Raw genomic sequence first — 13,149 nt, 5'->3', positions numbered from 1 at the left:
CGTCTCGAACAGTGAATAAAAAAACAGGCTGGAAATGGTGGACAGGCGTTGCCGTCTGTTTGGTTATCCTGCTGGCATTTGCCGTCTGGGGAGCTTTCGGTTATTATAAGCATCTGCTGAGCCCGACAGACCCGCAAAATAAAAATCCGGTAGCGGTAACCATACCGTCAGGCAGCTCAGTGGGCGACATCGGCCGGATTCTCGAAAAAAAAGGACTGGTTCAGAAAGCCTGGGCGTTTGAATTCTATGCCAAATGGAACCATCTGAATACCTATAAGTCAGGTACTTATACCTTTAATCGCGCCATGTCGGTCAACAATCTGATGGACAGCCTTGAAAGGGGGAGACATCATGATCTTGTTTATCTCATTGATGTCCGCCAGGGCATGTGGATCAGTGAAATAGCTGACCGGATGGCGAAAGTATCAGATCTGAAAAAATCAGAGATTCTCAATGATCTTAGAAATCCTGATTACGTGAAATCACATTACATGGAACGATTTTCTTTTCTCACAGAGGAAATTCTGAAACGCGGAAACATCTATCCGCTGGAAGGCTATCTTGCACCCGGGGTCTATCGGTTCAAGAAAACAAAGAAACCACTGACTCTTGATCAGATGATTGATCCGATGCTTGAGGAGACAGGGAAAACAGCTGAAAGATACGAAAGTCAGATAAAAAAGGGGCAGCTCGGATCCTTACACAAAGTTCTGACACTGGCATCACTTGTTGAGCAGGAAGCACCGGGTGAACAGGACAGAAGGAAAATTGCAGGTGTTTTCTATAACCGTCTGAATAAGCATATGAGGCTGGAATCTGATACAACGGTGATCTACGGCAGGCAGAAAAGAAGTCGCGATTATTCGTTAAAAGATATTCGCCAGGATAACGCATTTAATACGTATACAAGAACCGGATTGCCGGTGGGTCCAATCGGCAGCCCGGCAACGAATGCGATAGAGGCCGTGCTGAATCCGGTTAAATCCGATAATCTGTTTTTCTATGCGCGGCCCAATGGTAAGATTTATTATTCAAAGTCGTTTGCCGGACATCAGAAAATAGTCGACAAATATCGTCAGGAATGGGCAAAAGAGCAGCCCTGATAAAGAGGAGCGCAGGTCATTGATCGATTTTAGTAAATTATCTGATTATGCTGCTTCATTCACCCAATCTGAGAATGATCTGCTAAGGCGGATGGAGAAGAAGGCACATGAGATCTATATTCCCATTATGCATCCGGCTGCCATGGCTTTTCTTCAGCAGGTGATACGCTGGAAAAACCCGAAGCATATACTGGAACTGGGTACGGCGATCGGTTATTCGTCGATCAGGATGCGCCTTGCAGCAGGCGCTGATGTCGATATTTCTTCCGTTGAACGCGACAGAGATATGATAAGGGAGGCAAAAGAAAACATCAGATCAATGGGGTTTGAGTCCTCCATCCATGTTATTGAAGGGGATGCCACCCGTGAACTTCCTGAAGTGCGGCAGGCAGCCCCATTCGATTTGATTCTTTTCGACGCGGCTAAGGCACAGTATGAACATCTGTTTCCCGTATACGCCGATTTATTGTCTGATGATGGGATTATTATCACGGACAATGTCCTGTTTCATGGCCTGGTCTGTGATATAGAAGGCATTAAGAAAAAACAGCTGCGCAGGCTCGTTGAAAAAGTAGACAGTTATAATCACTTTCTGGTCAGGCAGCAGGGTTTTGATACGATTTTCCTTACTGTTGGAGACGGGCTTGCCGTAAGCACGAAAAAGAGTAGTAAGTGAAAGTGGAGGAGCGTTCAACGTGACCAGAGAAAAACCAATTGTGATCGGAGTTGCAGGAGGCTCCGGATCAGGAAAAACAACTGTTACCCGAGAAATTTCACGTTATTTTCCTGATAAGTCTATTGCGGTGATTCAACAGGATTCATATTATAAAGCGCAGGATGATAAACCTCTGGAAGAACGCCTGCTGACAAATTATGATCATCCGCTGGCCTTTGATACGGATCTTTTGATTGATCAAGTGAAGGAGCTGCTGCGGTTTCATCCGATAAAAAAACCAGTATATGACTATACAGTACATACAAGATCTGATAAAATTGTACCCGTCGAACCAAAGGATGTAATCATCCTGGAAGGAATCCTGATCCTCCAGGAAAAACGGCTTCGGGATTTGATGGATATCAAAGTATTTGTGGATACGGATTCAGATCTTCGTATTATTCGCCGGCTGCTTCGTGATACACAGGAAAGAGGCAGAAGTGTCGAGTCGGTGATTAATCAATATCTTACCGCTGTCCGGCCGATGCATCGTCAGTTCTGTGAACCTACGAAGGTCTTTGCGGATATTATTATTCCCGAGGGTGGCAGTAATACAGTCGCCATTGATTTAATGGCGACAAAGATCAAGGCTGTTCTGGAAGACAGGGGCAGATGCCTGAATGATTAGGTATCTGTAATCTTCCGGAATGGCCGCTTTCAATACAGTATATAGATAAATGGATAAATTTTTTTAGGAGTGTGGGTAATCCATGGCAGAGAAACTTCATTATATGACAGCTGAAGGAAAGGCTAAGCTGGAGTCGGAATTACAATATCTGAAGACGGAAAAACGTAAAGAGGTTGTTGAAAGAATAAAGATCGCACGCGGTTTCGGAGATCTCTCTGAAAATTCCGAGTACGATGCTGCAAAAGATGAACAGGCTTTTGTTGAGGCGCGTATTCTGCAGCTTGAACAGATGATACGTAATTCCGTAATTATTGAAGATGATGAAACGACAGATGTTGTTAAAATCGGCAAGTCCGTGACGTTCAAAGAACTTCCGGATGGCGATGAAGAAACCTATCAGATTGTCGGCAGTGCTGAATCTGATCCGTTTGCAGGAAAGATTTCGAATGATTCGCCAATGGCTAAAGGACTGATTGGTCTTTCTGTCGGGAAGAAGTGAATGTCAATACACCTGGCGGCGATATCCGTGTGAAAATCTTAAAGGTTGAATAACGGATAAAATGGGGCTGCTGTCCTGACGTAAATCGCGGCTTATTCGTGGTGGATTTATACTATGTACCGACAGGACACGTTATCTCTTCCGAAGGTTATATCATGTGATTTTGTCATGTGTTGAAAAGGAGGATACCTGAATGATGAGAAACCATCGGGGAAAAGGATACTCATCCCGCTATGAGCGGCGTAAAAGCAAAACCGATCGGATCCTGAACTGGAGCATCGGAATTGTGTCCCTGCTTATCCTGGCTGTTGGATGTATTATTCTTATTTCAGTATTCAATACATCGGCAGACCGGCCGGCGGCAAAACCAGCCGGTCAGTCGGAAAATCAGGGAGTCTCCTCATCAGAAAACCAGGCGGGCAGTTCTTCCGAATCTTCTTCAACGGACGGCTCATCAGCGGCTGATTCATCAGCGGAATCTGATGAATCAGGGCAGGTGCCAAATGATGAATCAGCCAGTTCCGCTTCGGGTGAAAGCAGTTCTTCGTCATCATCCGCGGGATCCGGTGAAAGCCATCAGGCGTCCTATGAAATTGGCTCTGCAGACTGGAATGCCCAGGTGGCGGCGATCTCTGCAGCAACAGGGATAGAATCAGGTAATATGACGATTCACTGGCTGGGCAATGGAGGTTCACCAAACAGTTCTCTGGCACGTGTGTCTCCCAAAAATGAACAGGGGTCGATCTATGTCGTTCATCTCGTGTATCAGGATGGAAAATGGCAGGCGGACGATTTGAAAAAGCCCGGTGAATAAAGCGGTTAAGTATTTGTATAGGTACCTGTCCCGGTCCGGTATTCTGGATCGGGTTTCTTTTCTCTGGTGATTGATTGGCACGATGAATTGTGTTACCTTTAAACCAATTAATCATACCTTTAATATATGAATAGTGTAACTCAGCAAGATGAATATAATGGAGTGAATATAAATGGGACGCGAATTTATTCAGGCGTTTAATAAATGGGCGGTTGATTATGACCGCTCGGTTGCCGGCGGTCTTCCGGAGTATCACGAAGTCTTCCAGAACTACCCTGAAATTCTTGAAGCAGTCGCAGGACAGGCCAGAGGCACTGTTTTGGAATTTGGTGTCGGAACAGGCAATCTGACCGGCAAACTGCTTGAGAAGGGTCTGGAAGTTTATGGCATAGAGCCTTCACAAAAAATGAGGGAGAAAGCAAAAGAAAAACTGCCGAATATCAATTTATCAGATGGAGATTTCATTGATTTTACGCCACCGGATGTACCCATTAACAGTATTGTCAGTTCGTATGCTTTTCATCACCTGAACCATCAGGAAAAATCGGTTGCTCTTGAAAAATATCGAACGCTGTTAACCCCGCAGGGCAGAATCGTTTTTGCAGATACGCTGTTCGGAAGTGAAATGGAGCGTAAAAGAATCGAGCTGGAGGCAAAGCGGAAGGGCTATTATAATCTGCTTAAGGATCTCCGCACTGAATATTATCCGCTGCGAAAAGAATTGTATGAGATGTTTCGGATGAATCATTTTGTTCCCTATTTTAAACAAATGAATGAATTTGTCTGGATGATTCTTGCGATAAAAGAAGATTAAATCGGAGGTATATTGATGAGACTGGGATTGATCGGAGCAATGGAAGAGGAAATCCATATCCTTAAAAGCAAAATGGACCAGCCAAAGGAGACGGAGATCGCACATTCCCGGTTTTTCTCCGGGAAACTGGCAGGGATCGAGACGGTATTACTGCAGTCCGGGATTGGCAAAGTTAATGCATCAATCGGAACAACACTTTTGATTGATCATTTTCACCCGGATGCAGTGATCAATACAGGATCTGCAGGTGGTACGGATGCGGCCCTGGATATTGGCGATGTTGTGATTTCCTCCAGGGTTATTCACCATGATGCGGATGCAACGGCATTTGGCTATCAGTATGGTCAGATCCCCGGTATGCCCCCTGCTTTTATACCAGACGGGCACTTGTCGGAAATAGCAACAGATGCAGCCCAAAAAGTGATCACCGGACACAGAACGGTCCATGGCGTAATTGGAAGCGGAGATTCATTTATGTCCGATTCAGATCGAATCGATGCATTGAAGCACCTGCTGCCGGAGCTGAAGGCGGTTGAGATGGAAGCTGCTGCTATTGCTCAGGTCTGTTACCAGTTTGGCGTTCCTTTTCTCATTGTCAGAGCGCTGTCTGATATTGCCGGAAAGCAATCGGAAATTTCATTTGATCAATTTCTTGAAAAAGCGGCAAAAAACTCGGCTGAGTTTGTACTTGCACTGCTTAAGGAGATGGAAACACATGGATAAACAGGATATAGTGCCTGACATGTCAGGTGGACGTGCTGGCGCCGTCAGCTTTAAACGCTTTGTATATTTTTCCGAGGCAGATGTCTGTTGCAGCACCGACTGATGTCTTCTGAAAAAAATATATGGGGGAATCTTGATGGCATTATATCAAAATGTTCATGAACTGGTGGGAAAGACGCCGCTGATTGAACTGCACGGCTTTCCTGTTCCTGAGGGTGTTCATCTTTATGCGAAATGCGAATATTTCAATCCAGGCGGCAGTGTGAAAGACAGGCTCGGTGAACACTTTGTCAATCAAGCGCTGTCTGCCGGAAAACTGAAGCCCGGCGGCACATTGATCGAACCGACTGCGGGAAATACGGGTATCGGCCTTGCCGTTGCAGCGGTCGGGAAAGGGATTCACGTCATTTTCTGTGTACCCGAAAAGTTCAGCATGGAGAAGCAGACGCTGATGAAAGCTCTCGGAGCCAAAGTGATACACACGCCCACCGGTCAGGGGATGACCGGAGCTGTGGCAAAGGCAAAGCAGCTCGTCTCCGAAATTCCCGGCAGTTATTGCCCAAATCAGTTTGAAAATGAAGAGAATCCGAATGCCTATATTCATACACTCGGACCGGAGATATGGGAAGACACTAAGGGTAAGGTTAACATTTTTGTTGCAGGGGCCGGAACCGGCGGGACTTTCACCGGGACTGCATCGTATTTGAAAAAAAGAAATGCTCAGATCAAAACCGTAGTGGTCGAACCCATTGGCTCCATTTTAAACGGCGGGAAGCCAGCTGAGCATCGGATTGAGGGCATCGGCATGGAATTTATACCTTCATTCGTCAATACGGGCTTATTTGATGCGATTCATACGGTCAGTGATGATGATGCGTTTCGCAGACTGAAAGAAGTGGCCTCACGCGAAGGGCTTCTTGTCGGCAGCTCATCAGGCGCCGCCCTGCATGCTGCGCTGATTGAAGCTTCTTCTGCAAAGCCGGGTACCCATATCGTCGTTGTTTTCCCGGATTCAAGTGAACGTTATTTAAGTGAAGGTATTTACGGATCATAAGACACAAAACGGACGAAAAGGAGAGACATCCATTGAAACCAAAGACGAAAGTGATTCATGCTGGTGCTTTCGGAGATCCCTTTACAGGTGCGGTCTCTGTTCCAATATATCAGACGAGTACGTATAAACAGGAAGCTGTCGGAAAAACAAAAGGTTATGATTATTCACGGACGGTCAACCCAACGCGCAGCGCCCTGGAGGAACTGATCAAGTCTCTTGAATTCGGAAAAGCCGGCTTTGCCTTCGGATCAGGAATGGCTGCAATTTCATCGGTACTGATGCTGCTTAACAGCGGTGACCATGTGGTGATCACCGATGATGTGTATGGTGGGACATTTCGGGTGATTGACAAGGTGTTCAAGCGTCTGGGTATAACTGCTTCCTTTGTGGATACCAGCAATCCGGAGAAGGTGGAAGCTGCCATCACAGAAAAGACAAAAGCGATTTATCTGGAAACTCCGACTAATCCACTGCTGAAGATCACAGACATTGCAGCAACAGCAAAACAGGCACATGAACACGGACTGCTGCTGATTGTTGATAATACGTTTGCTACACCGTACTGGCAGCATCCTCTTCTGCTTGGCGCTGATATTGTATTGCACAGTGCGACGAAATATATTGGCGGTCATAGTGATGTTGTAGCCGGACTGGTTGCGGTAAATTCTGATGAGCTGGCTGAAAAAGTTGGGTTTATTCAGAATTCTGTTGGCGCCATTCCCGGACCTCAGGATGCCTGGCTGCTGATCAGAGGCGTAAAGACACTTGCTCTGCGCATGGAACAGATTGAAAATAATGCCCGTCGCATCGCAGCATTTCTTGAAGGTCATGGAAAAGTGCGCAAAGTGTATTATCCGGGTCTTCCCGGTCATCCGGGCCATGAGCTGGCAGAGAAGCAGGCTGATGGATTTGGCGGTATGATTTCTTTTGATGTTGGAAGTGAGGAAAACGCAAATAAGCTGCTCTCGCGTGTGCGTTATTTTACATTGGCAGAAAGCCTTGGGGCTGTGGAAAGCCTGATTTCTGTTCCAGCGAAAATGACTCATGCCTCAATTCCGAAGCCGCGTCGTGAAGAGCTGGGCATAACCGATGGACTGATTCGCCTTTCCGTAGGGATAGAAGACGGTGACGACCTGATTGACGATTTGAAGCAGGCCCTGGAATAAATAAATAGGCTATGGGAACTGTCCGGAAATCCGGGCAGTTTTTTTGTCATAAAATACCGTACAAAATCTTTATCTGTCATGATAGAGTAATAGGTACGGAGGGATGGTTATGGGAGATCAGGGGAAACATCTGGATGAGAGAATAGCAGATTGTCGCAGAACAGGGATGCTTTGCCTGTTTATCAGCTTATTTATGTATATCGGAACAGTGATTCCGGACATGTTAGTCGAACCATGGAAAATAGAAGTTCTGATGATAACCAGCTTTTCATTCCTGCTGGCGTCTGTTTTCTTCTACTGGAGGACAACGAAATTAAAAGAAGAGCAGATGGATGATCAGTGAGCGCCCGAAAGAAACTTGCCTGCGTGAGGCTTCCTGCGATCTCTAGTTTGTACGTGTAAGGTTATCCGTAAGTGAAAAACAGGGCAGCGATGAAAACCGTGCGGACGTGATCATCGCTGCCCTGTTAAAGCTCAAATGTATGTTCGGTTGTGTTTTCTGGCCAGCCGGAAATGTTCACCGGGATCAGTACATATCCCGGATCTCAAATGTTGAAAAGTTCCCGCTGTGTTTATAAACCTGCACATCCACATGCCTGACTTTAGAAAATGGACTTCCCTTTTTTATTTGATTAACAAATGTGTTTACAGCATCCGTTTTCCCTTCTGCTTCAATTTCCACGCTGCCATCATCCCGGTTTCTCACCCATCCGGTAATTTTTAGTTCACGCGCTGTCTGCCAGGTAAAATATCGAAATCCCACAGCCTGTACCTTACCTTCAACGATGACATGTACATGTTTGGTTTCAGAGTCAGATTCCAATCCGTTTCACTTCCCATCATTCATTTTCTCTGCCCTTAGTGTATCATGGTACCGGAAAAGAAAAAAGAGAAATGATGTTTCATCAACCTGTGAGAGGTGAAAAATTAACGACCCGGCCTGCGGTATATTTCATAAAAAAGTTTCATCAGCGCTCTTTTTTCAATTCGGGAGACATAACTGCGGGAAATGGACAGTTTTTCTGCGATTTCGCGCTGCGTGAGTTCATCCTGATTATTCAGTCCGAATCTGTCGATGATGACCTCTCTTTCCCGCGTATCCAGTACATCCAGGGCCCCGTAAATTTTTTTTGTTTCCAGAATCAGTGAAATTTCATCGACAATATCTTTGTTTCTCGACTTCAGAATATCGATCAGAGAGATCGCATTTCCTTCCTTATCCTGACCAATCGGGTCATTCAGAGAAACGTCCTTCCGCGTCTTTTTCAGCCCCCGTAAATGCATCAGTATTTCATTTTCTATACATCTGGCGGCAAATGTCGCCAGTTTCGTCCCTTTTCCACTTGAATAACTTTCAATAGCTTTAATCAGCCCGATCGTGCCGATGGATATCAGATCGTCCGTATCTTCTTTGGTATTGTTGAACTTTTTGACAATATGGGCGACAAGGCGGAGATTGTGTTCAATTAATTTGTTGCGTGCGTCCTGATCTCCTTCTGCCATCAGACGCAGATATTCCTGTTCTTCAGAAGGTGACAGGGGTTGCGGGAAAGCATTGTTCTTTACATAAGAAACAAGCAGCAGAATCTGTTTAAACATGCAGGCCATTCCGGTAGCGACTGAAAGCATATTGATCCACTCCCCAGACACATAATGAATGCGTAAGCTGTTATCTTTTAGTTTATGGGCATTCATCATGTCCCGTGCCTGTACCTGGAGACTGACCTGGCTGACAGATTTTCAGATGCCCAGTCAAAGAAAGTGGCGGAGAATAAAGTATATTGTACTTTCTTTTAAGGAGCTGATAGTAGATGAGTTACTCAGGCGGTTATGGATCAGGATTTGCATTGCTTGTTGTTCTGTTTATTCTGCTAATCATTGTCGGAGCAGCATACGTGTATTAATGTCCGGTCTGGACAGGGGAGTCCCGGGCAGAGCGGACTTCCTTATTAGACCTGGAAAAAACGTCCCTTTTTTAAATAGCCGGATAGCAGGCAGCATCCGGCTGCTTTTTCTGCCATAGAGGGTATCAGATCAGCTGCTGCTGATGCAGGGAGCGATTAAGCTTTCTTCTGGAGATTTCACCTTCGATAAGTTTAATGAACTCGTCACTCAAATCATATTTCTTTGCCTTTACATAAGCTTCAACCAACATTTCATCAGAAAGATTTTCCATTTTATCCCTTTATGGGGCACTTCCTTTCCACAAGTTCAAGTCCTCTAGAATTACTCTAGCATGATCTGGTATGATCGACAAACACTCATTTATCCACAGCCAACGGTGGATAAAATGAATGTTTTTTATTACATAGTCCGGAAATCGTACACTTTTTCATGTTACAAATGTGGACAAGGTTATCCACAAAAACAGGTTTGTCGACCAATGTCGAAATATTTATGTTCTTTTGGTCGATGTTCCTGCATAATGAGAGCAGACGTCAGAAGCTGTATTTTTAAAAAATTTGCGGTTGGACTTGGTATAATAGACAACATGTGGGAAAATGTAATCAGAAGCTGAGGTGCTAAGTCATTGCTTAAAAATTTTTTGCCAGACGAACACGTAAATAAAATTTTAGATATAAGTCCGGAGTTATTGATCGCAAAGGGGATCAGAGGTTTGATTACAGATCTGGACAATACGCTCGTTGCCTGGAATGAACCACGAATCACACCGGCATTGATTGAGTGGTTTCATTCGCTTGAGAAAGCCGGTATCATGTCCATGATTGTGTCAAATAACAGTGAACAGCGGGTTCGGACTTTTTCTGATCCGGCAGGAGTGCCCTATATTTATCGCGCTCAGAAACCATTGCCTTATGGATTCCGACGGGCCATCCGTAAAATGAATCTCAGTGAAGATCAGGTGGTCGTGGTCGGTGATCAGATTATGACTGATGTGTGGGGCGGTAATAAAGTAGGGGCGCATACTATTCTTGTTTCGCCGATTGCGCAGAGTGATGCATGGACAACCCGGTTCAATCGGATACTTGAGCGTTTTATTATGGCCAGAATGCGTCGGCGTGGCTGGCTGAAGTGGGAGGACTGAGGCGAAATGACCGACATCTTTTGTGAAGGTTGCGGCGTGAAAATTCAGACAGAAAACGAGCATGAACCCGGTTATGCCCCTCCTGCGGCACTCGACCGCCAGCCGGTCTATTGCAGACGCTGTTTTCGACTGAGACATTATAACGAAATTGAGGATGTACCCATGAAGGGAGAGAATTTTCTTTCGCTTCTTTCGCAAATTGCTTCTGTGGACGCCCTGATCGTATATCTGATCGATATTTTTGATGTCTCCGGCAGCTGGGTTGATGATCTGACCCGCTTCATCGGGAACAATCCGGTGCTCCTGGTCGGTAATAAAGAAGATCTGCTTCCCAGATCGACGAATCCGAATAAATTGAAAAGCTGGCTGAAACGCTCAGCTAAAGCGAAGGGTATTCACCCGGTGGATGTTCTGCTGATCAGCGCAGCGAAAAACCATGGCATTGATGAAGTCAGCAGCCGTATCGATCATTACAGACGGGGCCGGGATGTTTATATTGTCGGTGCAGCAAATGTGGGTAAATCAACTTTTATTAATCATCTGATCCGGGCAGCTTCCGGCGGGAAATCTGTCATTACGACATCGCATTTTCCAGGAACCACCCTTGATTTTATCGGTATCCCTCTTGACGATGGTCGCGTACTGTATGACACGCCGGGTGTCATTAATCCGCATCAGGCTGCCCATTTTGTCAGTTCCGGTGAATATAAAAAAATCATGCCCAATAAAGAAATCAAACCGAGAGTCTACCAGCTGGGCGAGGATCAGACGCTCTTTCTCGGGGAATCGGCCGTATCGATTATTCCGGACCGGGCAAAAGATCCCTGATCGTCTATGTGGCAAATGCGCTGCCTGTTCATCGGACAAAGACGGAACACGCGGATGAACTGTATGCCAGTCAATTTGGCAGGATGCTTGCTCCGCCGGCAGGAATCACCCAACCACTGAAGTTCATGCAATGCGAGATGAAAACCCGGGACAGGGATACAGATATTGTGTTCTCAGGTCTTGGATGGATTTCAGTAAAGGGTGAGGGCGCTATCATTTTGGCCCGGGCGCCTGAAGGAATAGACATTTCGATGCGATCCTCCATCATCAAAGGGTAAATTGAAAGGGAAGGGAATTTAACGTAAGTATGCTGACTGGAAAACAAATCAAGTATTTAAAAAAACTGGCTCATCCGCTTAAACCAGTCTTTCAGATTGGAAAATCCGGATTACAGGATCAGCTTTATCATGAATTAAGTGCTGTTCTGGATAAAAGAGAATTAATTAAAGTCTCTTTGCTCCAGAATACTTTTGAAGACGTCCGAGAAGCCGGCACGCTCTGTGCGAAGAAGACGACATCGGAACTGGTTCAGGTGATCGGACACACTTTTGTTTTATACAGGGAATCGGAAAAACACAGACGGATTGAACTTCCGGAAAGACGGGGAAGAAAACAGGGATGAAGAGAATAGGACTGCTTGGGGGCACCTTTGATCCGCCGCATCTGGCCCATCTCCTGATTGCCGAAGAAGCCATGGAATCCTGTGCACTTGATGAAGTCTGGTTCATGCCCAGTTACCGGCCCCCTCATATTCAGGGTAAAACAGCCCATACCGATGCGAATGATCGTGTCGAGATGGTCAGGCGGGCAATCAGGAGTAACGCCCATTTCAAATGCTCGCTGGTCGAAATAAAGAGAAAGGGACTTTCTTATACCGTAGATACATTACGGGAACTGAAAGCAAACGAACCTGACAATAAATTTTATTTTATACTGGGAGCAGATATGGTCGATGATCTGCCTCTGTGGCATGGAATAGAAGAATTGCGCAGACTGACTTCTTTTATCGGTTTCCAGCGAAAGGGTTATGCAACTGGAAATCCTGCTCATGCAGACGTTACCTATATCGATATGCCTCTGATTGATATCTCATCAAGTATGATCAGGAAAAGGCTGAAGCAGGGACGCTCCTGCCGTTACCTGATGCCTGATGAAGTGATAAAATATATAAAGGAGAGACGGCTTTATGAAGATTGAAGAAGCTCAGAGCACAATCCGGGAAATGCTTCCTGATAAACGTTACAGGCATTCGCTCGGCGTATCCGAAACCGCCGGAAAGCTCGCTGCGAGGTTTGGAGCGGATGTGGATAAAGCACGTCTTGCAGGAATGCTTCATGACATTGTCAAATATTTTCCTGATAAGAAGTTGAGACAGTTGATTGAGCAGCATCCGGATATTTCCAATGAGTATCTCTTGTATTCGAATAATTTATGGCATGCCCCTGCCGGAGCCGCTTATGTTGAGCAAACACTGGGGGTGAAGGACAGGGACATTCTGAACGCAATCACTTATCATACAACCGGGAAGAAAGATATGACCCGTCTGGAAAAAATTATTTTCCTTGCCGACTATATTGAGCCGGGAAGGGATTTCCCGGGTGTTGAGGATGTCCGGAAAGCGGCAGAAAACAGTTTGGATGAAGCAGTCTTTGAAGAACTGTTGAGAACCATCACGCATCTTCTCGATCAACATCAGCGTGTCTACCCAGATACATTTTTCGCATATAATGATCTTGTCGGTTCCCAAAATAATCAATGA

General features: G+C 45.6%; 17 protein-coding genes and 2 pseudogenes. 16 read left to right on the top strand and 3 right to left on the bottom strand.

The annotated features are described in order from the left end of the window. Positions 1 to 11: 11 nt before the first annotated feature. From mltG to ABNN70_RS13065, 10 genes and pseudogenes are all read left to right on the top strand, one after another. The gene (gene mltG / locus ABNN70_RS13110; protein ID WP_353948039.1) at positions 12 to 1,103 is read left to right on the top strand and encodes an endolytic transglycosylase MltG; all 1,092 of its coding nucleotides are present in this window, start codon (positions 12 to 14) and stop codon (positions 1,101 to 1,103) included. Positions 1,104 to 1,122: 19 nt separating this feature from the next. After that, on the top strand, positions 1,123 to 1,779 hold the full coding sequence (locus ABNN70_RS13105) for an O-methyltransferase (RefSeq protein WP_240697221.1): 657 nt from the start codon (positions 1,123 to 1,125) through the stop codon (positions 1,777 to 1,779). A gap of 19 nt (positions 1,780 to 1,798) precedes the next feature. After that, complete coding sequence (udk, locus tag ABNN70_RS13100) at positions 1,799 to 2,446, top strand: uridine kinase (RefSeq protein ID WP_129928290.1); 648 nt, start codon at positions 1,799 to 1,801, stop codon at positions 2,444 to 2,446. An 82-nt stretch (positions 2,447 to 2,528) separates the two neighbouring features. Further along, positions 2,529 to 2,998, top strand: a pseudogene (gene greA / locus ABNN70_RS13095) (transcription elongation factor GreA). Between the two features lie 140 nt (positions 2,999 to 3,138). Beyond that, the gene (locus tag ABNN70_RS13090) at positions 3,139 to 3,759 is read left to right on the top strand and encodes a YrrS family protein (RefSeq protein ID WP_353948038.1); all 621 of its coding nucleotides are present in this window, start codon (positions 3,139 to 3,141) and stop codon (positions 3,757 to 3,759) included. Positions 3,760 to 3,931: 172 nt separating this feature from the next. Beyond that, entirely contained in the window at positions 3,932 to 4,573 is a 642-nt protein-coding gene (locus tag ABNN70_RS13085; protein WP_129928292.1) for a class I SAM-dependent methyltransferase, read from the top strand. Positions 4,574 to 4,588: 15 nt separating this feature from the next. After that, positions 4,589 to 5,296: a 5'-methylthioadenosine/S-adenosylhomocysteine nucleosidase gene (mtnN, locus tag ABNN70_RS13080; RefSeq protein WP_353948037.1), complete on the top strand. Its 708-nt coding sequence runs from the start codon at positions 4,589 to 4,591 to the stop codon at positions 5,294 to 5,296. Between the two features lie 136 nt (positions 5,297 to 5,432). Beyond that, positions 5,433 to 6,350 carry a cysteine synthase family protein gene (locus tag ABNN70_RS13075; RefSeq protein WP_353948036.1) on the top strand — a complete coding sequence of 306 codons (918 nt, stop codon included), beginning with the start codon at positions 5,433 to 5,435 and terminating at the stop codon, positions 6,348 to 6,350. A 32-nt stretch (positions 6,351 to 6,382) separates the two neighbouring features. After that, complete coding sequence (locus ABNN70_RS13070) at positions 6,383 to 7,516, top strand: bifunctional cystathionine gamma-lyase/homocysteine desulfhydrase (RefSeq protein WP_353948035.1); 1,134 nt, start codon at positions 6,383 to 6,385, stop codon at positions 7,514 to 7,516. A gap of 109 nt (positions 7,517 to 7,625) precedes the next feature. Further along, positions 7,626 to 7,859 (top strand): YrhC family protein, encoded by a 234-nt coding sequence (locus tag ABNN70_RS13065; protein ID WP_353948034.1) that lies wholly within the window; start codon positions 7,626 to 7,628, stop codon positions 7,857 to 7,859. Between the two features lie 183 nt (positions 7,860 to 8,042). On the opposite strand, the gene ABNN70_RS13060 is transcribed toward ABNN70_RS13065, so the two are convergent. Both ABNN70_RS13060 and sigK read right to left on the bottom strand, forming a co-directional pair. Further along, entirely contained in the window at positions 8,043 to 8,339 is a 297-nt protein-coding gene (locus ABNN70_RS13060) for an acylphosphatase (RefSeq protein ID WP_353948033.1), read from the bottom strand. A gap of 104 nt (positions 8,340 to 8,443) precedes the next feature. After that, entirely contained in the window at positions 8,444 to 9,145 is a 702-nt protein-coding gene (gene sigK / locus ABNN70_RS13055; protein WP_129928298.1) for an RNA polymerase sporulation sigma factor SigK, read from the bottom strand. Between the two features lie 182 nt (positions 9,146 to 9,327). On the opposite strand from sigK, the gene ABNN70_RS13050 reads away from it, so the two are divergent. Continuing rightward, positions 9,328 to 9,420 carry a YjcZ family sporulation protein gene (locus tag ABNN70_RS13050; RefSeq protein WP_129928299.1) on the top strand — a complete coding sequence of 31 codons (93 nt, stop codon included), beginning with the start codon at positions 9,328 to 9,330 and terminating at the stop codon, positions 9,418 to 9,420. A gap of 125 nt (positions 9,421 to 9,545) precedes the next feature. Here the strand turns inward: ABNN70_RS13050 and ABNN70_RS13045 are convergent, their stop codons facing one another. Then, on the bottom strand, positions 9,546 to 9,692 hold the full coding sequence (locus ABNN70_RS13045) for a sporulation histidine kinase inhibitor Sda (protein WP_129928300.1): 147 nt from the start codon (positions 9,690 to 9,692) through the stop codon (positions 9,546 to 9,548). 354 nt (positions 9,693 to 10,046) lie between these two features. Between ABNN70_RS13045 and ABNN70_RS13040 the strand changes: the two genes are divergently transcribed. The 5 genes and pseudogenes from ABNN70_RS13040 (at position 10,047) to yqeK (ending at position 13,149) form a co-directional block, all read left to right on the top strand. Beyond that, a complete protein-coding gene (locus tag ABNN70_RS13040) occupies positions 10,047 to 10,562 on the top strand; it encodes a YqeG family HAD IIIA-type phosphatase (RefSeq protein ID WP_353948032.1) in 516 nt (171 codons plus the stop codon). A gap of 6 nt (positions 10,563 to 10,568) precedes the next feature. After that, positions 10,569 to 11,668 (top strand): annotated as a pseudogene (gene yqeH, locus ABNN70_RS13035) (ribosome biogenesis GTPase YqeH). A 29-nt stretch (positions 11,669 to 11,697) separates the two neighbouring features. After that, entirely contained in the window at positions 11,698 to 12,012 is a 315-nt protein-coding gene (gene yhbY / locus ABNN70_RS13030) for a ribosome assembly RNA-binding protein YhbY (RefSeq protein ID WP_353948031.1), read from the top strand. Further along, positions 12,009 to 12,587, top strand: coding sequence for a nicotinate-nucleotide adenylyltransferase (locus ABNN70_RS13025; protein WP_353948030.1), 579 nt, complete (start codon positions 12,009 to 12,011; stop codon positions 12,585 to 12,587). Before yhbY ends, ABNN70_RS13025 begins: the two co-directional genes overlap by 4 nt. Beyond that, entirely contained in the window at positions 12,577 to 13,149 is a 573-nt protein-coding gene (yqeK, locus tag ABNN70_RS13020) for a bis(5'-nucleosyl)-tetraphosphatase (symmetrical) YqeK (protein ID WP_353948029.1), read from the top strand. The genes ABNN70_RS13025 and yqeK overlap by 11 nt, the downstream gene beginning before the upstream one ends.

This window comes from Sporolactobacillus sp. Y61 (assembly GCF_040529185.1).
Lineage (GTDB): Bacteria > Bacillota > Bacilli > Bacillales > Sporolactobacillaceae > Sporolactobacillus.
Note: the sequence above shows the minus strand (reverse complement) of the source record. Positions and strands in the feature narration are given on the sequence as shown.